A 22,967-nucleotide genomic window follows, 5' to 3' on the forward strand; every position below is an offset into this window, starting at 1 on the left:
GCAGTTCTGTCCATGACTGTCCTGGCTAGGACGTCATGCTAGCTTTCCTAAAATCCTAGTTGGCCAATTATACACGATAGGAGGTCAACATGAGGAAGCAATCATCAGGGGCATGTAGCGGCATAAAAAGGCCATTTAAACTAGAAGAAATCGGGCGAATCAGAACTCGATTAGAACTTGAAAATGACTGATGCAGTTTGCGCTACTTAATCTGGCCATTGATAGTAAATTGAGATCCAGCGATTTACTAAAACTTCATGTATACGATGTTTCATCTCTAGGAGTGATTTATGAGAGGGTGCAATGCGTCCAGCAGAAAACTGGTACTGATGTTCATTACGAGATCACGCCCAGAACGCAGCAAGTTATCAGTCGATGGATTTTTTCAGTATCTCTAGAAGCAAGCAGTTACCTTTTTCCAAGTGCCAGTCGAAAGGGGCAACCTATAAGCTACTCGTTTTATCGTTCAATTATCAGGAATTGGGCAAGCAAACTGGGGTTGAATGCAGATTATTATGGAACGCATTCCATGCGTTGCACTAAAGCCACATTAATCTACGCTAGGACAAAGAACATCAGGGCTGTGCAACCCTTGTTGGGTCATTTTAAGTTAGATAACACTATTCGTTACCTTGACGTTGAGTTGGAGGACGCCCTGAGGCTATCAGAGCAAACCGGCTGCGAGAGGTGGCAATTCAGGCTGCTCGAATGGTGTAGCCTTGGTCAACAACCAGTTGGGCGGCTTCAAGTTTAAATTCTGGGTCGAAAGTACGTCTTGTGCTTTTAGTCATTGTGTCACCTGTTATGTATTGAGGCGATGATATCACCTCTTATCAGGTGGCCAAATTAACTATGTCACTTCAGTACCTGATTATGGGTACCTGAGGCTCCAGGATGCATATTAAGTAGATTTATTCCTTCGAAGAAATACGACCCTTTTATGTTCGTCACACTTGGGGCGAGTGAAACCTTTAAGATTAAAGTTATAACACTCGCTGACATGGTGCTCTAGTGATAACGAAAAATTATCATCTTTATAATTATTGATAATTTTAAATAATTCAAAGTGCTCCATATACTCTCTCCATCGAAACAAGACAACGAAACAGTTAACGGCATTTGGAGCCATTATGAAAATGAATCACGTAGGTATCATGGTTGGCGATATGGACAAAGCGGTTGAGTTCTATACTCAGGCTCTAGGTTTAAAAATCGTCATGAACAACACCAAGGTCGTTGAAGAGCGTGAAACTGCCATCGGCCGCATGTGTATTGCGGTATTTGGTGAAGGTTTCAAAGGTTTCAATATTGCTCATCTGGTTACTACAGATGGTATTGGCGTTGAACTATTTGAAATGAAAGAGCGCCAAGAGCGCCACGAAGTTGACTTCTCTCGCCTTGGTATTTTCCACTTCTGTCTGCAAACTGACGACTTTGAAGGCGTGATTGAACGCACTGAAAAATTCGGCGGTAAAGTACGTATGGACATCATGCGTTACCACCCTGAAGACGATAGCAAACCAGCGAAAATGGTCTACCTAGAAGACCCATTCGGAAACCTATTCGAACTTTACTCGCACACATACGAAGAAACATACGCTTCTGACTACGAGTAAATAGAAACTAAATCAAAAAGGTTGGCTCTAGAGTCAACCTTTTTGTTGGGTGCTACCTTAAAGGTTAGTGATTTGCGCTGAAAAATCTTATCACTCCCCAAAATAAGTAATAAAACAGGCGATAGCCTAATTAAAACGATGCATTCGGAGAAAGTATGAGTATTCCAAATTTTGCTGTGGGTACCTTTCGCTTACAAGGTGAATCTGTCATTAACTCGGTGAAAAATGCGCTAGAACTTGGTTATCGCGCTGTGGATACCGCGCAAATCTATGATAATGAAGCCGAGGTGGGCCAAGCGATTCAAGAAAGTGGTGTAGAGCGTAAGATGCTGTTTATTAGCACTAAATTTTGGTTGATAGATTAAGCAAAGAAAAGCTTATTCCAAGCTTAAAAGAGAGTTTGGGAAAGTTGAAAACTGAGTATGTCGATCTTACGCTGATTCATTGGCCGGGCGGCTTGGCATCACAGTTTAGTTGAAGTGATTATGTCACAATGGCTTAGCTCAGGGAGCGTAGCGTGTTTCGCCTCTTAATACGGCGTTATGGGGCTGGTAGGTTCAAAATATGACCGAACAAATTAAAGATAGCTGTAAGTACCTAGATTGTGAATATCAGATGCCAGTTTGTTTGGGTATTCCTGTTGATGCCCCTAGGATTGAAGAGCTAAGTAAGACAGAACTTGCTAGCCTAGATTCAAGCGGGCTTTACCTTTCAACTGCTTGTTGGCGCAATTATATAGCGACATGGGAAATAAGAGAACAGCAATTATTCTTGGCTCAGCTTGAAGGAAAGTACCGGCTCGTAGATGGGGAACCTTTAGTTGCAAATTGGTTTACAGGGGAGTTTGAATTACCTCAAGGTGAACTGATTGATTGTAACGTAGAATTGGGTTTCCAACTCAAATACACAAAGGCAGTAACTCTAAAGTTTGTTTCAGGGGTTTTGGTTGAAAGTGTAGTGCGAGATACCGATTGAATATCGTTGGAAAATTCGCATACAAGGCGTTCAAGGGTGATTCCCAACGCTGGGCGGTTCGGATTGTGTTTATGGCACAATGGATTACGTTAGGCGGTGGCGAAGGTTACACCTTAACGCGGCGTTAGCAGTTGCCGAGAATATTCAATTCCTGTAAAAAAGCACACCTAGATAAAATAGGAGTGCAGTTGCATGAGTTTAGTCGTACGACAAGTAACCATAGACGATGCTCAAGGTATCACAGATATCCTTAACCCAATCATTGTTGAAGGCCTATACACCGTATTAGATACAACATTCACCGTAGACGAGGAGAAAGAGTTTATTAAACAGTTCCCCGAACGAGGTGTTTTTACTGTAGCTATAAACTCTGAAAGTTCTAGAGCTATTGGTTTCCAAAATGTAGAGCCATTTGCGACGTATACTAAAGCCTTTGACCATGTTGGTATTATAGGGACGTTTGTCGATAGCGATAGTCGCGGACAAGGTGTATCTAAACAGTTATTTCAATCTACTTTTGAAGTTGCGAAAAGCAAGGGTTATGAAAAGTTGTTTGCTTACGTGCGTAGCGATAATGAACGAGCTTTAGGCGCCTATTTAAATCAGGGGTTTGAGATTGTTGGTACAGCTAAGAAACACGCGAAAATTGGTGGTATCTACGTTGATGAAGTTCTTATTGAAAAGCTATTGTGCGCACAGTAAGAGCAACTCCATACAAAGCATTTTACTAAGAGGCACCTGATAGCTCAGGTGCTTTTTTTCTTCCTGCATAGCATGCCAGCGCACATATGCAGTGGCACTACTAAATTTCCTTCATGGCTGAAATGACCGAAGGTTCATTGAGCAGATTAAATAACAGACTCTTTGCTGATGCTCTCTGGGAGTCGGATAAGACCTTCTTTGGATTCTCTCTGGACTGTGTAAGGATGTTTTTGACGAACTTGCTGTTAGTACCGGATAGTTCATACACAAACCTGAGAGTGTCTAGTAACTCACCTTGAGGCAAACTATAAACAGCCATCTCACAACCAAGACTATCCATGGAAAGTAGGTTGTTCACTACTACCTTACGCTCAGCATTGAATTTCTCTTTGGCTTCATAGGCATCAATCAAAGCCTGCACTCTATCGGCGATAGCTACAGGTACTTTCATTGTTTTAGTTTCATGAGTCATTACTGAGTCTCCTGTTATAGCTGGGATTTAATCATTGGCTCAAGTTTACGCGCTAGCTCATGTTTCGGCATCAACTTTAGCGCTAATGTGAGGTAATACATTGTATTGGCTATAGTATGATATTTTGGTATGTAATCAACCCAGCATCTTCAGATTGCGTGTTTATCCAATCATGACTAAATATTTCGTCACGAAGATTCGATGGTTTTGGGCTTCCAACGAATCCAATTCATAAGCACCCCTTGTTTCCACATGGCTAGCCCCGAAAGAGTGAGTATAGGAACAGCTCCCCACATAATAATGGTTTCAAATAACAGATTTGAGCTCCAAGGGGAATAAATGTAACTCCCCACTAATGCAGCACTGATGAAGTGGATTGCTCTCAATAATTTTCTTAATGTTGTTCCTTTCATTGTGACCTCTTTGTTTGTGGACGTACTAACTGAAGATATTGAACTTCAGGCAAGATTTTTAATGCAACTCAATGCGAGATTGAATATGTCGCAAGCCTTTTTTTCAGAGCGAACGCTATCAATTGTTCAATATAAAAAAGATACTGGGCGGCTAGTTCTAGACGACTTTTTCCATAATAGGCGACCGGATTAATCCTAACATTGGGATACCGTCTTCATCGTAGGGTTGAGTGGCTGTCACAAATCCGTATTGGCCGTAGTATTGAGCAAGGTGTGCTTGGGCGGATATGAATATCGACTTGTTTGGCCATTTTTCTTTTGCTGTTTTAACACTGAATGCCATTAGCTGATGGCCTAATCCTTGACCTCGGTATGTGTGATTGGTGACAACACGACCAATGGCAATATCGTTGGCATCGGCAGGGATTTGATCATGGACTTCATGGGGATAACCAAGTCCTGGCGGTAAAATCCGGCTATACGCGACCAGCTTATCATCACGATAGCCAAGTACATGAAGAGTATTGGGAGCAGTGTCTTTGTCATCCAGATCACTATAAGGGCAATTTTGCTCTGTGATGAAAACATCAACACGCAGCTTAAGTAAATCGTACAGTTCAAAAACCGTTAATGAAGCAAAATCAGTCACTTTCCAGTGCAGCATTATTATTCTCCTCGTTGAATTGACCGTAATGTAAAGCACCGGAAATACGAGGTCATTTACAATTGTTAAGTGACAGCGATTAATTTTGTCTTAGTCGTTATCTCGTCATATGTTTAAGGTTCAATGAAAAAAGGCCACGCTTTGTGACCTTTACCTACGTTAATCAGCTTTGCGTTAGTCAACGAGATTCTATCCTAAGTCGATATCACCTTGGCGCACCAGTTTGCAAAAACGAGCATAGTCATGACTGTAGGCACAAAATGCCGCGGGTGCCGCTGAGTCTGCAGTGAATGCATCAAAGGCTTTGCGTGTTTGCTCCGGAAGTAATAGTGGATCAATTACTTTGAACTGCACATCGGGAACAGAGAATTCTTTGAGTTCAGGTAGCAAGGTGTCAAGTTCAGTGCTCATACAGCTATCTCCCCTGTGAATGGCTGCTTGCATCAGTATAGCCAATGGTAGCTGCCTTGTTTGCTAGCAAGGGCAAGACTATGCTTATGAGTACTTCAATGATGAGTTCTTGGATCAGATAGGATAGTTAGCTGTGCTGAATCAACCAACTAAAAGGGAGCGGGATATCACTCTGATACCAGATATAATCAGAGGCTCTGATTTAATTGATCCGGCGAGCTTGTCAACCACAGAAAAAGAGCACTTTGTTGATTCTCTGTATCGGCTCCATTCACAAATTTTTGATGGTGTCGAAAGAGCAGATTTTGTTTCATATGTGGTTGATTCACCAGCTGATTGGACCCGTATTCGAGTGTATAAAAATAGTTTGAACGAGTGGGTGGGTTATTGCTCGGTTCATCGTTTTAACAAGAAGGTATTTGGTCGTTCTTTGGTTATATTTAGAGCTGAGGCTGGGATCTTAAGATCATACCGTGGAAGAAGCCAAACGCTGTGGTTTGCTTTTAACGAAGCCATTAAGTATCGAATAAGGCATCCTTTCAGTGAAATTTATTATCTGGGTTCTTTTGTTCACCCCTCTGTGCTGTATATGTTTTCTCGATACTTTAGTAAATACTATCCTCGAGCAGACACACCAACTCCGCCGTTAATAAAAGACTTGATGTTGGAATTGGCAAAGGTTTTCAACATTGAACCGGTCGAGAAGCAGGATGAGCTAGCCAGAAAGGTAGGATGGGTAACCAAGGAGTCAGTCGAAGATAGAGCATTTTGGCAGAATCATCCGCACCCGGTTGTAAAATTGTATATTGAGACAAACCCCGGATATATTTATGGAAATGGCCTGCTAACCCTTGTCCCACTCGCGTTCGGAAATATCTTTATATCGTTAGCTAAATACTTAAATAATAAGCTGAAGAAACGCTTGTTTGATAGTAATGATTGAACCTACTGGTGCTTACCAAGTCGCTTATTCCCTTCGGCAACCATTAGATCATATAGGCTGCGAGCCGCCGGCCCGGTTTTAGCTCCTTTGGGTAAAGTAATATGAATTGGCACTTGGTAGCGATTGGCGCCTTCGATAGATAGCCGCACAATGTCATCGCAATTCATTTCTTCTATCATGTGTTCGGGCAGGCGAGAGAAACCCAGCCCTGCTGTAACGGCTTGCCAGGCATGGTCAAAATTATCGACAGTTAGGCGTTGCTGCGATTTTAGCCACCCGACATTTTGTTTATCTTGGCTCTGATCTGCGCCTAGGTCACGGATTACAATTTGCGTTTCTGTTGTTAGGTCTCCAAGGCACAAGTTCGTTTTGGTTGCTAGCGGATGATTCTTGGCGACCACGGGAACCATTGTGACCACGCCAAACACTTCGGCAGGGTGGTTGGTGATTGGAAAGTTAATCAGAGCAATATCTGATTTTCCCGAAAGGACAGCTTCTGTTGTACTCGAAAGGGAGGTTTCAATGATTTGTACCGATGTGCTTTTGTTTTGTGAAAAGAACTCGGCCATCGGTTGATATACCCAGTCCCGACAGGCCAAATGGTCAATAGATACCGTTATTTCAGACTCTATTCCCTGCGACAGTTGCGCACTGAGCACTTCAAGTTCATGAGCTTGCTCTAACATTGAGTTGGCCCTGCGTAGCAACGATTTACCGTCGTCAGTCAGTACCGCTCTTCGCCCCTTGATGCGTACTAACGATATGCCTAACTGATCTTCCAGTTTCTTGATGGCATAGATTAGCGTTGTATGGCTTTTGTTTAATTGGGTCGCCGCAGCTTGAATACTTCCCGAACGATCAATCTCATGCAAGGTGAGCCATTGATCTAGTGTGCTTTTGAGTCTCATCGGTCGATTTTTTCCACAGTAATGCGCGAAATATTGAACTTTAATGTCTATTTTTTATAGATATGATTATTGCACATATCGACGAGAGAGTTCAGGTTTGAGGGCATACTCGCGAATCATTATCCAATGCTAAAAACGGAGCAATTAATCATGCGTAAGCTATTGCAGGTAGATTTTAAGTTTCAAGGCCCATTCGGTGAAGAAATGTCAGTCATGCTGAAGGATCTGGCTGAGTCAATTAATCAAGAGCCGGGATTGATTTGGAAAATATGGACTGAAAGCGAAAAAGATCAATTAGGTGGTGGCGTTTATCTGTTTGAAAGTGAAGAAACGGCTTTGGCTTATCTGCAAATGCACACTGCTCGTCTGGAAAAAATGGGTATTTCTGACGTGAGGGGAATTGTATTTGATATTAACGATAGTCTGTCATTGATTAACAAGGCGCCAATAGCCCAGTAATGGGGGGAAAGAGTATGAAAAACAGGACATTCCTATCAATGCACGGTGCCATTTACGGCGTTTTTGCTTTTGCACTGTTCTTTTTACCCGGCTTGATGTGGCCGATGTACGGTGTACAAGTTAATGATCAATATGCTTACTTCTTGTCGCAGCACAATAGTATATTTCTGGGTGGGATAGCTGCGATCAGTTTCCTATTTAGAGATATAGAAGATAGCGAAGTATTAAGAAAGCTGTTCCTGGGGCTGATGCTGACCAACATACTTGGCCTAATAATTACACTATATGCCGGTGTTAAAGGGATATTCGTTGGTTTTGGCTGGAGTGATCCTGCATTTTTTGCACTGCTTACTGCGCTTAGCTATGTTCAACTTAAAAAAACAGGCTAAGCTCAGCTGTTGGTAATCCAAAGGTATGGCGACTGCACAGGCAGTCGCCTTTTTTTTTGCAGGCTACCCTATCGTTATTATGTAGAAAAATTGTGATGTTCAATGTGGTGATGAAAAGCGGTTGGCAGGGCGAATTATGAACGGGATCGTGTATTTTAAATTGTTGTTATGATGCAATAGTTTCAGTTGGGGCTGATCTGTTATTCTGCTGTAAGGGCATGCAATAGCTACCGAGCTAGTGGAATAATTTAGGTGAAAAGATGAAATCAGAACTGTATTCAACCCATGCTGAAAAGTATGACGCCGCTGTACAAGATAATATCTACAATGCCCAACTTGAACGGCCTACCTTACAGTCAATGCTAAGCGAGCTTTCCGGGGCTAATGTCCTTGATTTAGGTTGTGGCTCGGGTGTTTACGCCGAGTTTCTAATCAACAACGGCGCATCGAAGATCACTTGTGTTGATTATTCTCAGGAAATGGTCGAGCTGGTCAAAAGGAAGTTTGGGGAAAGGGTGAAAGCCTATGCACAGGATCTTTCTATTGGTCTGCCTGACGAGAGTTCAGAGAGCTTCGATGTCGTGATATGTCCGCTTGTTATCCATTACATAGAAAACTTAACGCCTCTGTTTAAAGACATCAGCCGTGTTTTGAAAACTGGTGGATATTTTGCTTTTTCAACCCATCACCCTTTTACGGATTTTGAGTGTTCGAAATCCGGAAACTATTTTGAAACTGAGTTAGTGCAAGATGTATGGAATACCATTGGTAAGCCGGTCGAAGTTAGCTACTATCGCCGCTCTTTAACTGAAATTATGGATGCCATCACAGCAAGTGGATTATCTGTGACACAATTATCCGAAGGCCAAGTGTCTGAGTCAGTGAAAACGGAATCACCAGAGACATATGAATACCTCTCTAGAAACCCCAACTTTATATTTATTAAATGCCATAAATAATCAGCAGAGAATAATAATGACACAGGGGAGAGTTGCTCCTCTTAATTATTGTCAGAAAAGTTAGGCATACGAGTCATTTATGTTGGTTTTTGTGGGCGGAGTAACGGTATTCGTTATTATGTTTGGCGAGTATGTTGAGTTTGTCATATGTGGATGGATACGCCGCGGTTATCGCTTGTCGTTGTATCCCAATATATTAGGAATAGAAGATGAAGCATGCGCCTATAAAAGAACTTATCTCTATGGATGACTTAGATAAAATTGATATCCGAGTTGGTACTATCACAGCGGTCACTGAGGTGGCAAAGTCCGATAAGTTAATGAAGCTAACGGTTGATTTTGGTGACCATACCCGTTCAATTTTGGCAGGGATTAAGCAAGAGCGCGAAGACCCAACAGAGATCACCGGCAAGCAAGCTTTGTTTGTGGTGAACCTTCCGGAAAGAAAAATGGCTGGCGAATTATCGCAAGGTATGTTGTTCGATATTGGGTATGAAGACAAACAGATACCTTGTTTGGCGGTGCCTGAAAAAGAGCTGCCTAACGGCTGCCGTGCGGGGTAGGGAAGAGTCAAATGGAACCAAGAATCAGCATCATTACTTTGGGTGTCTCCGACCTCGAAAAATCGTATCAATTTTATACGTCGTTAGGCTTTCCAACCTCTAGGAAGCCTGAGTCAGGCATTATCTTTTTCAAAACCAACGGAGTGTGTTTAGCCTTATATCCCTTCGATGAGTTAGCAAAAGACGTATCGCCCGGCTTCACGCCCCCTCGTCCTGAATTCTCCGGTATTACGTTGGCTCACAATACAAAAGAGAAATCTGAAGTCGATGCTATTTTGCAACTTGCCCTGAGCGCTGGTGGAAAAATCGTGAAATCCGCACAAGACGTTTTCTGGGGCGGTTACAGTGGATACTTTACAGATCCTGATGGTTACCTATGGGAAGTCGCTTACGGAGATTGTTGGGATTTCAATGAGGATGGCAGTTTAGTTATCGACTGATCCAGATTGGTATTAAACAGTATTTAAAGCAGTAAGCAGGGATCTGTCTACCCGTCCGTTATTAGGGGGTTAATCAATGAAAGTTGTAGCCGCTAATATGAAATATTTGGCACCGTATAAGGCGTATTTGCTTGAATGCTTTGATGGCGGCATAGACAGGTATGCATCAGCCCTTGAGGATCCGAGGCAGTATTTGGAAAGCGTTATCGCACAGTCGCGAGGAGAAAACGTACCTGATGGCTGGTTGCCGACAACAACCTATTTCTGTCTTTCAGGTAACGAAGTCTTGGGTGCGATAAGACTAAGGCACGGAACTAATGAGTACCTTGAGCAAGTAATAGGGCATGTTGGTTATGAAACGAAGCCAACAGCAAGAGGAAAGGGCGTGGCAAAGTTCATGTTATCTTGGGTTCAACACCATGCGCTCGAAGATAAAGTGATTGTAACTTGTGATGTTTCTAATTTGGCATCTAAAAAAGTGATTGAGAGCTGCCAGTCAATTTACCTCAGTAGAGCGTATGACGAAGAAGAGGATAGGGAAGTATTCAGGTATCAATTAGAACCTATGTAATACATTGGCCTGCGGTAACGAACGTTATGCAAACAATGCCAAATTATTAAGGGATTATGCTTTCGCTAATCTCGCTGCCTGCAAACGCATTATGTTGACTAAAGTCACTCGACCGTTTTAGTTTGAACTGTTGTTGTAAACCGCCTTCCCCTAGATTGTTTTTAAGTTCATGATTTTTAACGATTAAATTCGTTGTTTCTGATGCCGCACCTCTATTGTATTACACAGGTTTCACATGTGGATCTCATAACCGTAAAAAAATGTTTCCTTCTTATGCAATTTGTTAAATAACGCAACCTTGATCATAAAATTATACTCTTCAGCGTGATAGTTTTCTTGGTGCATAATGTTGAAGGAGTATAGTATGCAAGACGCAAACGCTAGGTTTCCATTCACGGCTAGAGTATTAATCCTCAGGCAATTTCTGTGGGGAGCCGCATTTTATGGTACATACGTATTATTAACGAAGTTTTTTCTGTTTGAGCTAAATTATAGCGAAGCAGACACCATCATGATGTTGGGTGCATTCGGTGCTGTTGGCCCCGTATTTTCAGCTGTTGGTGGTTTTGTTGCTGACCGGTATATAGGCTCGTTTAGGGCGGTCTATATTGGTTATACCGCTTACACTATCGGTTTCTTCATGCTCGGAATTGGGGCGTTACAGGTCAATATTCCTCTGAGTGTGTTTTCTATTGCATTAATTGGCTATGCGCGGGGTTTATCGGCAACTTGTCCGACTGTATTGTTTGGTAATTCATATTCCGCAACAAACCGCGAGGCTTTCCAGCAGGGTTTAACGATTAACTATTCGATCAACAACCTGGGTTCGTTTTTGTCGCAATATTTTTTCCCGTTCTTGGTGGCATATCTTGCTTACCAAGGTAACTTCTTCATCTCCGCCTTTTTGATGATGCTAACCCTGGTTCTATTCTTTACATTTAGAAAGCGTTTGATTGCAGCTGGTAATGATTTAGATAAGCGCCCAGTGAGTTTGAAAGTATGGGCCGGTTTCATTGTTGGCTCTGCGATAATGCTTAGGTTGGTTTATTGGATTTTTGCTAACTTAGAGCAAGGGAAGTATCTACTCTACGCGCTAGGCGTGTGCGTTATTTTGTATTTCATTTTTGAGATCACGAGAGCAACCATCGCGTATAGATATAAGATGTGTTGTGTTTTAATCATGATATTCATCTTTATGGTCTTTTACTTCTATTACGGTCAAATGCTGACATCGATGAATATCTACGCTATCAATTTGATGGGTAGCGAGCTTATGGGTTTTATTCCGATTCGTCCAGAATCCAATGTGGCATTTAATCCACTATGGTGCTTTGTACTGGGTGGCCCCGTTATTTTCATTTATAACTGGCTGGAAAAGAAAGGCTACTCACCAACGATTCCGACCAAGTTTGTGGCGGCATTTATTCTTACTGCGATCTCATTTGCGTTATTGGGGTTATCAACGGGCTTTGTCGGCGAAGATGGTAAGATTGCCGCTGACTGGATATTGTGGGTGAATTTTTTCCAGTCCTTTGCTGAGTTAATTGTCGGGGCACTGGGTGCAGGTTTCATTTTTGAAATGGTGCCGCGTTATCTATCTGCTTTTTCAATGGGATTACGAGCTGTGGCCTTGTCATTAAGTGGTATTTTGGCTGCTGTCATTTCGACAAAAATAGCTTTGCCGAAAGATCAGGTACTAACGCCTGAAATTATCGAAGGTGTCTATGCAAGTTATTTCTATAACCTAGCAGCTTTAGCCGTGGTAATGGCTTTTGTGACCCTGGTACTTTCTAGAGTTATCGCAAAACTGATCCGTCGTGGTGAGGAACTGGAGAAGCAATCTTCAGAGCAGGATATGGCAACCGATCATTAATCGCTAAAAATATACTCAAGTAACTTGGGAATAAGTAACGCCAGCCAATCGGCTGGCGTTTTTGTATCTTCAAATTCCCAATGGTTATTCTCTGTGAATATTATTCTGTTTTGATTTATTTGTAACGGGAATGTGATGTTATTTTATTGGAGGGCTGAATGAGGTTGTGTATAACTATATGATTTAGAATGATTACTTCATTGTGGATATCGTATCCTATCGGTCTTGTGACACAAGTTTTACATCAAGATCTCATAACAGTAAAAAAGTGCATCCCTGATATGCAATTTATCAAATAACTTAGCTTTGATCATGAAATGATGTTTTTTCATATGCTAGTTTGCGCAGTGCATAATATTGAAGGAGTATAATATGCAAGATGCAAACGCTAGATTTCCGTTTATAGCTAGAGTTTTAATCCTAAGGCAGTTCCTTTGGGGAGCCGCTTTTTATGGTACTTATGTTCTTTTAACGAAGTTTTTCTTACAGGAGCTCAATTATAGTGAAGCCGACACCATTATGATGATGGGGGCCTTTGGTGCGGTTGGACCTGTTTTTTCTGCTGTTGGTGGATTTGTTGCGGACCGATATATTGGCTCGTTCAGGGCGGTATATATTGGTTATACGATATATACTATAGGTTTTTTCCTCTTAGGTCTTGGTGCTAGTGATCTGAACATTCCGCTAAGTATTTTCTCGATAGCCTTGATTGGCTATGCCCGAGGATTGTCGGCCACTAGCCCGACAGTACTGTTGGGGAACTCTTATTCAGAAACTAACAGAGATGCATTCCAGCAGGGTTTGACGGTTAACTACTCAATTAATAACCTTGGTTCGTTTTCTTCGAAATATCTTTTCCCATTTATGGTCGCTTTTCTTGCTTACCAAGGAAACTTCTATATCGCATCGGGTTTAATGTCCATTACCCTTGTGCTCTTTGTTGTTTTCCGCAAACACTTTGTCGCAGTTGGTAATGACATCGACCGTCGCCCGGTCAGTGTGAAAACATGGGCGTGCTTTGTTGCCGGCTCAGCAGTAATGCTGGGGTTGGTATTCTGGGTTTTCTCTAATCTGGATGCTGGTAAATATTTGCTATACGCATTGGGTGCCTGTGCGATTCTGTATTTCATTTTTGAAATTACCCGTGCAACCACCGCGTATAAATATAAAATGTGTGGTGTGCTGATCACCATCTTTATCTTGATCACCTTTTATTTCTACTATGGCCAGATGCTTACTTCAATGAACATCTACGCCATTAACTTGATGGGTGATCAGATCATGGGCTTCATTCCGATTCGTCCCGAGTCTAATGCCGCATTTAACCCGTTGTGGTGTTTTGTGCTTGGTGCGCCGGTGATCTATATCTACGGATGGTTAGAGAAAAAAGGTTTTTCACCGTCAATTCCGACGAAGTTTGCTGCGGCATTCGTATTTAGTGCCATTGCATTTGGCTTATTGGGGTTATCAACCAGTTTTGTTGGTGAAGATGGCAAAATTGCTGCGGATTGGATCTTGTGGGTTCACTTCTTCCAGTCATTGGCTGAACTGATCGTCGGAGCCCTAGGTGCAGGCTTTATTTTTGAGATGGTGCCACGTTATCTATCGGCGTTTGCGATTGGTTTGCGTTCCGTTGCACTTTCACTCAGTGGTATTTTGGCAGCAGTTATTTCGACAAAGATTGCTTTGCCGAAAGATCAGGTACTAACGCCGGAAATTATTGAAGGTGTGTATGCCAGCTATTTCTATAACCTTGCAATGCTGGCGGTAGTGATGGCTTTTGTTACGTTGTTGCTTTCAAAAGTTATTGCCAAACTGATCCGCAAAGGGGAAGAGTTGGAGAAGCAGTCTTCAGACCAGAGCATGGCTGCAGATCATTAATACGCGAATGTTGACAACTTCAACGCCAGCCAACAGGCTGGCGTTTTTGTATCTGAAAGCTTCATTGTACTGACTTCTCTCAACTCTGATTAGTATTGAAGTAGAACTATCACACTAAAGTCGTTAGAGCAGCTATTTATACATTTCAAGCAAAAGCTTCAACACAACCAATTTTTTTATAGTCGCTATTTTTTTCGACTCTTCTTTTGCGACTGATACTTTTGCACTTACTGACGTCATTTCGACAATATCTACAGTTAACTTGTCTTTGCCAAGTAGCTCGTCAACAAGCTGTTGGGAGAAAGGCCAATAGTTCAACGTTGCATTCAAGGTTATCTCGCCGTCGATATCATCAGGAACCAAAAAAGTGTATTCAACGATCGAATAGCCGTTAGGTAAGATCCGCGTATCACTGAGCACGCGGTCAACCTCCCAGACGTTGAGATCAACGACATTGCCGTTTGCGTCACCCAGAGTGACTTTAAAGTTTCGCGTACCAGATTCAGTGTGCCCGTCAACAACGGCACCAGAGCGGTATATCTGTCGGTTAGTTGGTGTATTGACACTGAAATCAACCCAGACTTCACGGCCTTCGGGAAAACCCGTTGGTAGCTTGTGGCCGGCACCGACATTGGCAACTTTCACCTTGACAGTTGCGAGTTGGCCTGGCGATAGCGTCTCTGAGAGTTCGACAAACTCAATGGTAGCCGCAGAGCGGAGCATTTCACGGGCTAGCTCGGCACTGTCGTGATCGTTAAAATACTGATGTAGTGTTGAGTTTCCGCCTGTAAATTCATGGGAAAAAATGTGCTCGCGCTCTTTTCCCATGATGGCGGATTTACCCGGGTTGGCGTTCTGGCCTGGCCCTGGAGTCATGTGGCAATCCTGACATTGAACGCCTTGTTCGTTATAGGCACTTTCCTGCCACTCGTCATAGGTACGCTCGATAGGGGTACTGTTGAACGGGTGAGAGACATTATGACACACCGAGCAGAATTCAGATTTTGTTTGCAGATCAGAAAATTCTGTTTTGTGATAGGGGGAATTGGCATCGTTACGTGGTCCTACTTTGATATGCTTTTCTCTGTTCGGGGAGAGGATATAGGCGCCATTATCGTTACCGGTGATCCCTCTAATATTGTGGCAAACCTCGCAGTTAACACCCGGTAGATCATCATCGTTTTCATCGAGTGTTGCTGCGGTAGCATTCATGCTTGTCATGCCGATAGGGCTATGACAGGCAATACAGAAATTATCGACCTTGGCATCTGTGGCAGCACTAGCTCGCTTGAATAGGGCGCGATAGATAGGGTCTTCCCATGAATGAGCCATTACAGACTTTTCCCATTGCTGGTAGATTTCACTATGACATCCCTTACAAACCTCAGCGGGCTCGAACATTTCAGGTGTTAGCGTTTGCCCGTTGGTTGTCGTGCGGGAAGGGTAGAAAGGCATTTGTTGTTTAATTTCTTCCTGTGATACGGGTTTATAAGGTTTGACCCATTTATGCAGTTTGGTTTCCGCATTGGCTAAGCCTACTGGTAGCAGTATCAGACCGAGAACGATAGATCTGATGGTGAGATGAAACAGCGATGTGCTGTTATATCGTTGAAAGCAACAGTTAATGCTAGCAAGCCAAGCCGGGGTGTTATTGTTAATGTGCATAGTCATACCTATTGGTCTTGCGAGGATAGGTTAATGTCTAGTAAGTCAGTCACAACCTGAGTGTAGGAAGGGGGGGGGAATGCGATGTCCCGAATGTGAAAATTAGGCGTGCAGGAGGTAGGGGGATTGTGTTTCTAATACGATAGAATAGATGGCTGTTATCCTTTGATATCAATAAACTGCTTAAATGAGGTGCTAGAAATGAGAATGAAGCGGATTTTGGTTGGAAGTATGGCATTCTTTGCTTTGATTGTGTTATCTGGCTGCGGAGAGCCACTAGAGCTGACGGTGACACCGATTAAAAATGTCGACAAGGTGATGGTGACAGAACAAAGCCAGGTTGATGTTTATTGCCAGACTGGTATCTGTCAGTTTAACTTGGCGTCAAATCAAGCCACGAGTGTTACGGTGAATATGCATTACAACGATACTCGCAGCTTTAATAAAATTGAAGGGGTCAGCATTACGGGGAAATTGGGCTCGTCAGTGAATATGGCCGATGAAAATACGTTTTCACTGGATGTGTCGAGCGATAGTGAGCCATTGAAAATTCAGGTAGTGGATTACTACCGAAATTGATTATCCGCATCAATATTTGCTAAAAGTGAGCCTCTTGCTAAATCATTTCTTTTCCAATAGTTTGCGTCGATGGCGATTGGAAGCACCAGCAGCAGGTTTTTCTGGAATTGGACGTTTTTCAGCCATTAGGTGGCGAATCGCCAGAAAAGGATGCTTTAGTAACATTCGAGGCCCTGCATAACGCATGATTTGGCGGGACATTAATTTGTAGTCAGCCTTGTAGCAATGAATAGGGCAGCGCTTACAGGTAGGCTTTTGCTCGCCATATGGACACCGGTCAAGTCGAGTAAAAGCATACTGAAGGAAATCTTCGCATTGCTCGCAAAGCGAGGTTGTACCGTGGTGGTCTTTGCAATAAATCTTAACCATGGCTTCGATAGTCTTAAATTCGGTCTGAAGGCCGCCAAATAGAATTATTTCCTGACTAGACTGGGTCATAACGGTTTCTCTATCGCATTCATCCGCATAAATCGTGCTAAAAATCAAAATAGGTATATCTAAAATATATCTATATAAACCAGTATAAAACATGATCTAAATCGTGATTTATATGATAAAAATGCGGGAACTTGTTATCAGCATGAAAAAATAATGCCTTTTATCGCACTAATTGACCCTGCATGGGTTGATTTCATTGGGTTTGAGCAGTAGTATCCGCTCCTCTTTTTTTGTGGTGGTGTATATGAGCAGATTTGAGTGCCTAGAAAGAATTGTCGACGAATACCGTAAGAAAGTTCGTGACGCGGAGTTTAATAAACAGAATGACAGTGAAGTCGCTAAAGTCCTGGTTCTGCTTGTCGGAAACTCTATGTTCAACTTGGCAGATGAATTTGCAGATTGGGTAAATCGTGGTGGTGATCGCAGCTACGGAGGCAAGTTCTTCGTATCTAAGCAGCTAATGACGTTGCTTGAGCCTGTAACTTTCCGCGGTGTAACGGTTCGCCGTGATTCGATTAAACTGTTCAGAATTTCATAACTGTTTAGTTTATATCGTATGTTCAATGACTCTCATAAAAGAAAAATTGAAGATCATATTTTTAGTCAAGCTTTGTTCCGATGAAGCGGGATTAGTAGAAAAGGATGCTTAGGCATCCTTTTTTGCATCTGAAAGGCCATAACTCTATATATTAACCGAGCGAGATATCGTTCATGATTCCCGTTAGCTCTGCGGTTGATTCTGATACGATTTGGGTGTATTTCATACGACGGATTAACCTAAACTCAAAAAGCTCTGTCACGGGCGCCTGAGGCGCTCTGAAGATAGCTCTGAACCTTGTACTTAAGATGCTATTGCAACCGGTATCGAAAAGTAGAGTTCGGCGAGAGACCAGTCTTACTGGATCCGAAGAAAGAACTGTGGTCAGATAATTCATTATTCTAAAGATAAGTCCCCGAACAACGTCAAGACGCCTGTTTGGGTATAAACCGTAAAGTCAGTTAAAGAGATTCAAACATAATGGATGCAGAATTTTGGCATAGCCGCTGGGCAGAGAATCGGATTGGGTTTCACCTAAATGATATCAATCCTGTGCTGACCAAGTATTGGCCGGCAGTAAAGGCGACGCGAACAGATACGGTCTTGGTACCTATGTGTGGTAAGTCCGTAGATCTTACCTGGTTGGCCGAGAAGCATAACAAAGTTGTCGGTATTGAGCTGAGTGATATCGCGGTTAGAGCATTTTTCTCTGAGCAGTTTTACATTCCGATGGTGACTTCGTTAGGCAATGGCCAGACGGTGTATGATTTTGACGAGATCACCATTTACTGCGGTGACTTTTTTGCAACCCGCATCGAGCCTGTTGAGGTGGTGTATGACCGTGCTGCACTCATCGCGATGCCGCAGGAAATGCGTCAGATGTATGCTGATCATTTGCTCTCAATGGTAAAGGCTGGTGGCCGTATTTTGCTGGTTACACTGGATTACCCGCAAGCTGAAATGGATGGTCCTCCTTTCAGTGTTACTAAAGATGAAGTAGAGCAGTTATTTAAGGGCTGTAAAATCACGGCATTGGGCCGTGATGAGGCTGATGAGTCTCACCCGCGCCGCCAACGTGGGCTTTCACGCTTTGCAGAAGAAGCGTGGTTGATTGAAGTGTAATACCAATCAGCATAAGTATTTGATCATTCTTGCTGGTTAAAATCACCTATTACTACGTTAGGCTTTTTGTAATTAGAACCACTAGTTACTGCAAACCCTTCCTTGTCTTAGGTGATTTTCCCTGCGCAATTATCTGAACACTTACTTATCCCGATTGGTATAACTGTAGTATGCAGTACGCCAGTAAACAAAAGGAGCCAATTGGCTCCTTTTTGATGCTTACCTAGAACTTTACTTCGACATCAGCGGCGGTTGCTACGGCATCGTTCACTGCCTGCTCGATAGATTCTCGGCGGGTCAAGGCAACTCCCAGACGACGGCGGCCATTAATTTCTGGTTTGGCAAATAGACGCACTTGGGTATGTGGACGAGCCAATGCTGCAGTCAGGTTATCAAATCGAATATTCTCTGATACCCCTTCGGCTAATACGACGGCAGACGCTGATGGGCCAAATTGGTTAATTGAGTGGATCGGCAGGCCCAAGAACGCACGTACATGCAGCGCAAACTCAGAGAGCTCCTGAGAGATTAGCGTTACCATGCCAGTATCATGCGGGCGAGGGGAGACTTCGCTAAACAGTATTTCATCGCCTTTAACGAAAAGCTCTACGCCAAACAGGCCATAGCCGCCTAATGCATTTACTACCTTTTCAGCTACTTGCTGTGCGGCTTTCAGCGCCTTGTCGGACATCTGCTGCGGCTGCCATGATTCACGGTAATCACCATCTTCCTGGCGGTGGCCGATAGGCGAGCAGAAATGGATACCGTCAGAGGCTCTCACAGTTAGAAGCGTAATTTCGTAATCGAATTCCACAAAGCCTTCAACAATCACTCTTCCCGCTCCGGCACGACCGCCTTCCTGGGCATATTGCCATGCAGATTCGATATCTGCCGGTGTCTTGATAACACTCTGGCCTTTGCCTGAAGAGCTCATGATTGGCTTAACGACGCAAGGTGTGCCAATGCGCTCTACCGAGGCGGCAAAGTCCTCATACTGATCAGAAAATTCGTAAGGGGAGGTTGGGATACTCAGTGTTTCTGCTGCAAGGCGACGAATGCCCTCACGGTTCATCGTTAGCTTGGTAGCATTGGCGGTCGGCACGATATTTACCCCATTGGCCTCAAGCTCTACCAAGGTGTCGGTAGCAATCGCTTCAATTTCTGGCACAACGAAATGAGGTTGTTCCATTTCAATCACTTGCTTAAGTGCGTCACCGTCAAGCATGTCGATAACATGGCTGCGATGGGCAACTTGCATAGCAGGCGCGTTGGCATAGCGATCAACAGCAATAACTTCCAGACCTAAGCGCTGACATTCAATTGCGACTTCTTTCCCCAGTTCACCTGCACCGAGAAGTAGAACACGAGTTGCATCTGAGCGAGTAGCTGAACCTAACATCGAATTTCCTTATGATAAGTGTTGATACTGGCGCCGATCATACAGGATTCCCCTATCGACGCAAACGTTTGCTTAATTTGTCGAAATTATCAAACTTGTTTGGTTAAGCATTGCTCAGTTTGAAGTTATTTGCCTTAAATTGTAGAAATTTGTTCTATGCTACTGTTTATGAATACTGGAGGCGGGGGAATGTAAATGTTATGTCATGATTGAAGGTTAGCTATCGTGTTTGTGGAACTTTGCGGCTAAATTACATTCATTTCCAGCTATCGGTAGTATTACTAAGATGAAAAAAGCATTATTAGGTTTGGCTCTTGCCCTTTCTCTTCCATTTTCAGCACAAGCCTCTCAGAGTGCCGGTATCTTTTTCGGCAGCCCGATGAGTGGTATTCAATATAAGCACAATGATCTGCGTTTCTCGCTGGGTATCGATGACTTTGGCGTTGCCGTGGATAAGACCTTTAATCTAGGTTCTTTGGCGAATAATCCAGATCTAAATAGTATGTATACCTTCGTCGGCGCGCAATATGTTGATAACAAGCATGACAAGTTAGGTGTACGTTCAGGTGTTGGTTTTCAAGTACCCGTAAATAGTTTTGAGCTTTACGCTGAAGTAGGCCCGACGCTGTATGTGGTTGAAGATGTTGATTTAGAACTAGAAGGCGCGCTAGGATTCCGCGTGCGTTTCTAATACCAGTGCGATTAATTATCTAACCAATTGATCAGATAATTAATGGATTTGGTATAACCGCTCAGGCAGGTAAAGAAAAGGCTGGACTAAACCAGCCTTTTTAATGCGTTATTACTACCATCTGACCTACTTATCCAGATTGGTATTATTTGATCAATCCGACTTCCTGATAATACTGCTTCGCTCCATCGTGCAATGGTGCGGACAGGCCGTCCTTCACCATTTCTTCTTTCTTCAGGTTGGCGAAGGCAGGGTGTAACTTGCGGAACGTGTCAAAATTGTTGAAGACGGATTTTACTACCTGATAAATCAATTCTTTATCAATTTGAGCTGATGAGACAAATGTAGCGCCGACACCAAAGGTTTTAACATCATTTGCGGTACCTTTGTACATGCCGCCCGGAACGGTAGCAATACGGTAGAAATCATTTTCAGCAACGAGTTTTTCCACGACAGGGCCCGCTACTTCGACCATAACGCTATCGCATGAGGTTGTTGCCTCCTTGATGGCTCCACTTGGGTGGCCAACGGTATAAACCATCGCATCGATTTTGTTATCACACAGAGCTTTAGACTGCTCAGAGGCTTTTAACTCAGAGACCAGTGCAAAGTCTTTCTTGGTCCAGCCCAGTGCCTTCATTAAGACCTCCATCGTGCCACGCTGACCTGATCCTGGGTTACCAATATTGACGCGCTTTCCTTTGAGGTCGGTAAATGTCTTAATACCCGAATCCGCCCTGGCGATCACAGTGAAAGGTTCAGGGTGGATAGAAAAGACAGCGCGGAGTGATTTAAAAGGGCCGCTCTCTTTAAATTTGCTGGTGCCATTGTAGGCATGGTATTGCCAGTCTGATTGCGCAATTCCCATGTCGAGTTCGCCAGCGCGAATCGTATTGATGTTATAGATTGATCCGCCGGTACTTTCAACGGAACAACGAATGCCGTGCTCTTTGCGGTCTTTATTCACTAGCCGGCAGATTGCTCCGCCTGTTGGATAATACACCCCAGTAACACCGCCGGTGCCAATGGTAATGAATGAACTCGCGTGGGTGTTGATTGAAAAGAGTAGTGAAACGATACCGAGTAACAATGGAAATAAGCCAAATTGCTTCATGTGTCATCTTCCTCTGATTGAATAGAGTTCGCTGTACGCTTCAAAAGTATAGATGGAAAGCGATAACTCACTAATCTAGTTCGTAATAATTAGCGGCCAGTCAAAAAAAGGTGAGAGAGGAGTAAAACGGTAATGAGCGATAGGAGAGGACACTGATAGGTGAGAAGGATAGTTAGTGATGACGTAGCTTTGATCGTATTGACTCGTTGTCATAAAAGAAAATCCCCACACCTGTGGGGATTCGAGTTACTTTGCTTCGCTTGCTATGCAGCCTTGCTCTGTACCATGGCTTTTTTGTTTTCCCACTGGGTGATAAATGCTACGGAAGCGACAATAATGGCAGCACCGAGCCATAAACGCCCTGGCGGTACCCAGCCGAAAACCAGCCAACCGGCCAGAACATTCAGTGGCAGTTTTGCATGGTCAAATGGTTGTACAAAAGAGGCATCAGCAACTGCGTAGGCTTTGGCAATTGCCCATTGTGCGAGTGCCGTCAGCAAGCCTGCACCGGCTAACAGCAGCCAGGTAAGCCCTTGTGTCGGCATGGTGAATTCGGGCGCCGCCAAAAATAGATTGAATGGGGTGATTAGGATCAGCAGGTAAACCACCATGGTTGTCGGCGAGTCATGTACCGACATTTTTTTAACCATCAGTGAATAACTGGCCCAGAAAAACGCTGCTCCGACAGGAAGCAAGGATGCCCAACTAAATCCGTCGGCCCACGGCTCTAGAATGATCATGGCACCGGTAAAACCTGCCAGCGTAGCAATCCAGCGTGCCGTTCCAACTTTCTCTTTCAGAAACAGCCCTGAGCCGATAGTTGCAAATAGCGGTGATGTCATCAGCAGCGCAATACCCTGCCAGATAGGAACCGGGTAGGCCAGCGCCCACAGCCACAGTTGAATACCAATCACAGACAGAAATACACGCAAGCAATGCATGCCTAAGTGCTTTGTCTGTAAAGCGCGTCGCAGCCCAAGGCTCTTTAGCCAGGGGAAAATGGCAATCAGCGCGATGAAATACTGAATAAAGGCCACAGTTGTTGAGGGCAGGTGAAGCATGACGCTTAAGTATTGAGCCAGGCTGTTAACAATGGCAAAAGCAAGCCCTGCAGTTAACATCCAGCTGGCGCCCTGAAGCGGGTTATGATGATGTGACATGGATTAATGGGATAATTATTGT

Annotated in this window: 28 protein-coding genes and 1 pseudogene; 19 read left to right on the forward strand and 10 right to left on the reverse strand. The window is 43.5% G+C overall.

What is annotated here, in order from left to right; translation table 11 throughout:
• Positions 1-89: 89 nt before the first annotated feature.
• The 6 genes and pseudogenes from MD588_RS24665 to MD588_RS24695 form a co-directional block, all read left to right on the forward strand.
• A pseudogene (locus MD588_RS24665) lies at positions 90-682 on the forward strand (tyrosine-type recombinase/integrase); the annotation flags it as partial.
• 448 nt (positions 683-1,130) lie between these two features.
• Entirely contained in the window at positions 1,131-1,616 is a 486-nt protein-coding gene (locus MD588_RS24675; RefSeq protein ID WP_265700560.1) for a VOC family protein, read from the forward strand.
• 155 nt (positions 1,617-1,771) lie between these two features.
• A complete protein-coding gene (locus MD588_RS24680) occupies positions 1,772-1,981 on the forward strand; it encodes an aldo/keto reductase (RefSeq protein WP_265700562.1) in 210 nt (69 codons plus the stop codon).
• Positions 1,982-2,016: 35 nt separating this feature from the next.
• Positions 2,017-2,094 (forward strand): hypothetical protein, encoded by a 78-nt coding sequence (locus MD588_RS24685; protein WP_265700611.1) that lies wholly within the window; start codon positions 2,017-2,019, stop codon positions 2,092-2,094.
• Positions 2,095-2,180: 86 nt separating this feature from the next.
• The gene (locus tag MD588_RS24690; protein WP_265700564.1) at positions 2,181-2,591 is read left to right on the forward strand and encodes a hypothetical protein; all 411 of its coding nucleotides are present in this window, start codon (positions 2,181-2,183) and stop codon (positions 2,589-2,591) included.
• Positions 2,592-2,783: 192 nt separating this feature from the next.
• Complete coding sequence (locus MD588_RS24695; RefSeq protein WP_265700565.1) at positions 2,784-3,293, forward strand: GNAT family N-acetyltransferase; 510 nt, start codon at positions 2,784-2,786, stop codon at positions 3,291-3,293.
• 100 nt (positions 3,294-3,393) lie between these two features.
• Here the strand turns inward: MD588_RS24695 and MD588_RS24700 are convergent, their stop codons facing one another.
• The 4 genes from MD588_RS24700 to MD588_RS24715 all read right to left on the reverse strand — a co-directional run bounded on the left by MD588_RS24700 (position 3,394) and on the right by MD588_RS24715 (position 5,253).
• Positions 3,394-3,765, reverse strand: a complete 372-nt coding sequence (locus tag MD588_RS24700) for a hypothetical protein (RefSeq protein WP_265700566.1) — start codon at positions 3,763-3,765, stop codon at positions 3,394-3,396.
• Positions 3,766-3,953: 188 nt separating this feature from the next.
• Positions 3,954-4,178 carry a hypothetical protein gene (locus MD588_RS24705; protein ID WP_265700567.1) on the reverse strand — a complete coding sequence of 75 codons (225 nt, stop codon included), beginning with the start codon at positions 4,176-4,178 and terminating at the stop codon, positions 3,954-3,956.
• 157 nt (positions 4,179-4,335) lie between these two features.
• Positions 4,336-4,842 carry a GNAT family N-acetyltransferase gene (locus MD588_RS24710; protein ID WP_265700568.1) on the reverse strand — a complete coding sequence of 169 codons (507 nt, stop codon included), beginning with the start codon at positions 4,840-4,842 and terminating at the stop codon, positions 4,336-4,338.
• Positions 4,843-5,031: 189 nt separating this feature from the next.
• The gene (locus MD588_RS24715; RefSeq protein ID WP_265700570.1) at positions 5,032-5,253 is read right to left on the reverse strand and encodes a hypothetical protein; all 222 of its coding nucleotides are present in this window, start codon (positions 5,251-5,253) and stop codon (positions 5,032-5,034) included.
• Positions 5,254-5,386: 133 nt separating this feature from the next.
• Here MD588_RS24715 and MD588_RS24720 point away from each other — a divergent pair, with 133 nt between their 5' ends.
• Positions 5,387-6,196 (forward strand): hypothetical protein, encoded by an 810-nt coding sequence (locus tag MD588_RS24720; RefSeq protein ID WP_265700571.1) that lies wholly within the window; start codon positions 5,387-5,389, stop codon positions 6,194-6,196.
• 2 nt (positions 6,197-6,198) lie between these two features.
• Here the strand turns inward: MD588_RS24720 and MD588_RS24725 are convergent, their stop codons facing one another.
• Positions 6,199-7,104, reverse strand: coding sequence for a LysR family transcriptional regulator (locus MD588_RS24725; protein WP_265700572.1), 906 nt, complete (start codon positions 7,102-7,104; stop codon positions 6,199-6,201).
• 150 nt (positions 7,105-7,254) lie between these two features.
• Here MD588_RS24725 and MD588_RS24730 point away from each other — a divergent pair, with 150 nt between their 5' ends.
• From MD588_RS24730 to MD588_RS24765, 8 genes are all read left to right on the forward strand, one after another.
• Positions 7,255-7,563, forward strand: coding sequence for a monooxygenase (locus tag MD588_RS24730; RefSeq protein WP_265700574.1), 309 nt, complete (start codon positions 7,255-7,257; stop codon positions 7,561-7,563).
• A gap of 14 nt (positions 7,564-7,577) precedes the next feature.
• Positions 7,578-7,952: a hypothetical protein gene (locus MD588_RS24735; RefSeq protein ID WP_265700575.1), complete on the forward strand. Its 375-nt coding sequence runs from the start codon at positions 7,578-7,580 to the stop codon at positions 7,950-7,952.
• Between the two features lie 260 nt (positions 7,953-8,212).
• Entirely contained in the window at positions 8,213-8,911 is a 699-nt protein-coding gene (locus tag MD588_RS24740; RefSeq protein WP_265700576.1) for a class I SAM-dependent DNA methyltransferase, read from the forward strand.
• Between the two features lie 209 nt (positions 8,912-9,120).
• Positions 9,121-9,474: a tRNA-binding protein gene (locus MD588_RS24745; protein WP_265700578.1), complete on the forward strand. Its 354-nt coding sequence runs from the start codon at positions 9,121-9,123 to the stop codon at positions 9,472-9,474.
• A gap of 11 nt (positions 9,475-9,485) precedes the next feature.
• Positions 9,486-9,914 (forward strand): VOC family protein, encoded by a 429-nt coding sequence (locus MD588_RS24750; RefSeq protein ID WP_265700579.1) that lies wholly within the window; start codon positions 9,486-9,488, stop codon positions 9,912-9,914.
• A gap of 76 nt (positions 9,915-9,990) precedes the next feature.
• Positions 9,991-10,485 carry a GNAT family N-acetyltransferase gene (locus MD588_RS24755; protein ID WP_265700580.1) on the forward strand — a complete coding sequence of 165 codons (495 nt, stop codon included), beginning with the start codon at positions 9,991-9,993 and terminating at the stop codon, positions 10,483-10,485.
• Between the two features lie 364 nt (positions 10,486-10,849).
• Entirely contained in the window at positions 10,850-12,358 is a 1,509-nt protein-coding gene (locus MD588_RS24760) for a peptide MFS transporter (RefSeq protein ID WP_265700582.1), read from the forward strand.
• 372 nt (positions 12,359-12,730) lie between these two features.
• A complete protein-coding gene (locus tag MD588_RS24765; protein ID WP_265700584.1) occupies positions 12,731-14,239 on the forward strand; it encodes a peptide MFS transporter in 1,509 nt (502 codons plus the stop codon).
• Positions 14,240-14,371: 132 nt separating this feature from the next.
• Here MD588_RS24765 and MD588_RS24770 read toward each other — a convergent pair whose 3' ends face one another.
• Positions 14,372-15,904 (reverse strand): multiheme c-type cytochrome, encoded by a 1,533-nt coding sequence (locus tag MD588_RS24770; protein ID WP_265700586.1) that lies wholly within the window; start codon positions 15,902-15,904, stop codon positions 14,372-14,374.
• A gap of 201 nt (positions 15,905-16,105) precedes the next feature.
• On the opposite strand from MD588_RS24770, the gene MD588_RS24775 reads away from it, so the two are divergent.
• The gene (locus MD588_RS24775) at positions 16,106-16,483 is read left to right on the forward strand and encodes a spore gernimation protein (protein ID WP_265700587.1); all 378 of its coding nucleotides are present in this window, start codon (positions 16,106-16,108) and stop codon (positions 16,481-16,483) included.
• Positions 16,484-16,525: 42 nt separating this feature from the next.
• Here MD588_RS24775 and MD588_RS24780 read toward each other — a convergent pair whose 3' ends face one another.
• Complete coding sequence (locus tag MD588_RS24780) at positions 16,526-16,921, reverse strand: nitrous oxide-stimulated promoter family protein (protein ID WP_265700588.1); 396 nt, start codon at positions 16,919-16,921, stop codon at positions 16,526-16,528.
• A 244-nt stretch (positions 16,922-17,165) separates the two neighbouring features.
• Between MD588_RS24780 and MD588_RS24785 the strand changes: the two genes are divergently transcribed.
• Positions 17,166-17,459: a hypothetical protein gene (locus MD588_RS24785; protein ID WP_036826689.1), complete on the forward strand. Its 294-nt coding sequence runs from the start codon at positions 17,166-17,168 to the stop codon at positions 17,457-17,459.
• A gap of 480 nt (positions 17,460-17,939) precedes the next feature.
• Entirely contained in the window at positions 17,940-18,581 is a 642-nt protein-coding gene (locus MD588_RS24790) for a thiopurine S-methyltransferase (protein WP_265700589.1), read from the forward strand.
• Between the two features lie 223 nt (positions 18,582-18,804).
• On the opposite strand, the gene purT is transcribed toward MD588_RS24790, so the two are convergent.
• Positions 18,805-19,980 (reverse strand): formate-dependent phosphoribosylglycinamide formyltransferase, encoded by a 1,176-nt coding sequence (gene purT, locus MD588_RS24795; protein ID WP_265700591.1) that lies wholly within the window; start codon positions 19,978-19,980, stop codon positions 18,805-18,807.
• 286 nt (positions 19,981-20,266) lie between these two features.
• Here purT and MD588_RS24800 point away from each other — a divergent pair, with 286 nt between their 5' ends.
• A complete protein-coding gene (locus MD588_RS24800; RefSeq protein WP_265700593.1) occupies positions 20,267-20,671 on the forward strand; it encodes a hypothetical protein in 405 nt (134 codons plus the stop codon).
• Positions 20,672-20,816: 145 nt separating this feature from the next.
• Here the strand turns inward: MD588_RS24800 and MD588_RS24805 are convergent, their stop codons facing one another.
• Together MD588_RS24805 and MD588_RS24810 are read right to left on the reverse strand one after the other, a co-directional pair.
• Positions 20,817-21,785 (reverse strand): TAXI family TRAP transporter solute-binding subunit, encoded by a 969-nt coding sequence (locus tag MD588_RS24805; protein ID WP_265700595.1) that lies wholly within the window; start codon positions 21,783-21,785, stop codon positions 20,817-20,819.
• A 263-nt stretch (positions 21,786-22,048) separates the two neighbouring features.
• On the reverse strand, positions 22,049-22,945 hold the full coding sequence (locus tag MD588_RS24810; RefSeq protein ID WP_265700596.1) for a DMT family transporter: 897 nt from the start codon (positions 22,943-22,945) through the stop codon (positions 22,049-22,051).
• Between the last annotated feature and the right edge of the window lie 22 nt (positions 22,946-22,967).

This window comes from Photobacterium obscurum (genome assembly GCF_026191635.1).
Taxonomy (GTDB): Bacteria; Pseudomonadota; Gammaproteobacteria; order Enterobacterales; family Vibrionaceae; genus Photobacterium; species Photobacterium obscurum.

Bases quoted from the DNA above. Each gene is read 5' to 3' on its own strand.
- MD588_RS24770 (WP_265700586.1), bottom strand. From the start codon at position 15,904: ATGCACATTAACAATAACACCCCGGCTTGGCTTGCTAGCATTAACTGT.
- MD588_RS24735 (WP_265700575.1), top strand. From the start codon at position 7,578: ATGAAAAACAGGACATTCCTATCAATGCACGGTGCCATTTACGGCGTT.
- MD588_RS24790 (WP_265700589.1), top strand. From the start codon at position 17,940: ATGGATGCAGAATTTTGGCATAGCCGCTGGGCAGAGAATCGGATTGGG.
- MD588_RS24750 (WP_265700579.1), top strand. From the start codon at position 9,486: ATGGAACCAAGAATCAGCATCATTACTTTGGGTGTCTCCGACCTCGAA.
- MD588_RS24775 (WP_265700587.1), top strand. From the start codon at position 16,106: ATGAGAATGAAGCGGATTTTGGTTGGAAGTATGGCATTCTTTGCTTTG.
- purT (WP_265700591.1), bottom strand. From the start codon at position 19,980: ATGTTAGGTTCAGCTACTCGCTCAGATGCAACTCGTGTTCTACTTCTC.
- MD588_RS24715 (WP_265700570.1), bottom strand. From the start codon at position 5,253: ATGAGCACTGAACTTGACACCTTGCTACCTGAACTCAAAGAATTCTCT.
- MD588_RS24800 (WP_265700593.1), top strand. From the start codon at position 20,267: ATGAAAAAAGCATTATTAGGTTTGGCTCTTGCCCTTTCTCTTCCATTT.
- MD588_RS24695 (WP_265700565.1), top strand. From the start codon at position 2,784: ATGAGTTTAGTCGTACGACAAGTAACCATAGACGATGCTCAAGGTATC.
- MD588_RS24805 (WP_265700595.1), bottom strand. From the start codon at position 21,785: ATGAAGCAATTTGGCTTATTTCCATTGTTACTCGGTATCGTTTCACTA.
- MD588_RS24760 (WP_265700582.1), top strand. From the start codon at position 10,850: ATGCAAGACGCAAACGCTAGGTTTCCATTCACGGCTAGAGTATTAATC.
- MD588_RS24730 (WP_265700574.1), top strand. From the start codon at position 7,255: ATGCGTAAGCTATTGCAGGTAGATTTTAAGTTTCAAGGCCCATTCGGT.
- MD588_RS24700 (WP_265700566.1), bottom strand. From the start codon at position 3,765: ATGACTCATGAAACTAAAACAATGAAAGTACCTGTAGCTATCGCCGAT.
- MD588_RS24710 (WP_265700568.1), bottom strand. From the start codon at position 4,842: ATGCTGCACTGGAAAGTGACTGATTTTGCTTCATTAACGGTTTTTGAA.
- MD588_RS24680 (WP_265700562.1), top strand. From the start codon at position 1,772: ATGAGTATTCCAAATTTTGCTGTGGGTACCTTTCGCTTACAAGGTGAA.
- MD588_RS24675 (WP_265700560.1), top strand. From the start codon at position 1,131: ATGAAAATGAATCACGTAGGTATCATGGTTGGCGATATGGACAAAGCG.
- MD588_RS24810 (WP_265700596.1), bottom strand. From the start codon at position 22,945: ATGTCACATCATCATAACCCGCTTCAGGGCGCCAGCTGGATGTTAACT.
- MD588_RS24745 (WP_265700578.1), top strand. From the start codon at position 9,121: ATGAAGCATGCGCCTATAAAAGAACTTATCTCTATGGATGACTTAGAT.
- MD588_RS24780 (WP_265700588.1), bottom strand. From the start codon at position 16,921: ATGACCCAGTCTAGTCAGGAAATAATTCTATTTGGCGGCCTTCAGACC.
- MD588_RS24765 (WP_265700584.1), top strand. From the start codon at position 12,731: ATGCAAGATGCAAACGCTAGATTTCCGTTTATAGCTAGAGTTTTAATC.
- MD588_RS24785 (WP_036826689.1), top strand. From the start codon at position 17,166: ATGAGCAGATTTGAGTGCCTAGAAAGAATTGTCGACGAATACCGTAAG.
- MD588_RS24705 (WP_265700567.1), bottom strand. From the start codon at position 4,178: ATGAAAGGAACAACATTAAGAAAATTATTGAGAGCAATCCACTTCATC.
- MD588_RS24690 (WP_265700564.1), top strand. From the start codon at position 2,181: ATGACCGAACAAATTAAAGATAGCTGTAAGTACCTAGATTGTGAATAT.
- MD588_RS24740 (WP_265700576.1), top strand. From the start codon at position 8,213: ATGAAATCAGAACTGTATTCAACCCATGCTGAAAAGTATGACGCCGCT.
- MD588_RS24755 (WP_265700580.1), top strand. From the start codon at position 9,991: ATGAAAGTTGTAGCCGCTAATATGAAATATTTGGCACCGTATAAGGCG.
- MD588_RS24725 (WP_265700572.1), bottom strand. From the start codon at position 7,104: ATGAGACTCAAAAGCACACTAGATCAATGGCTCACCTTGCATGAGATT.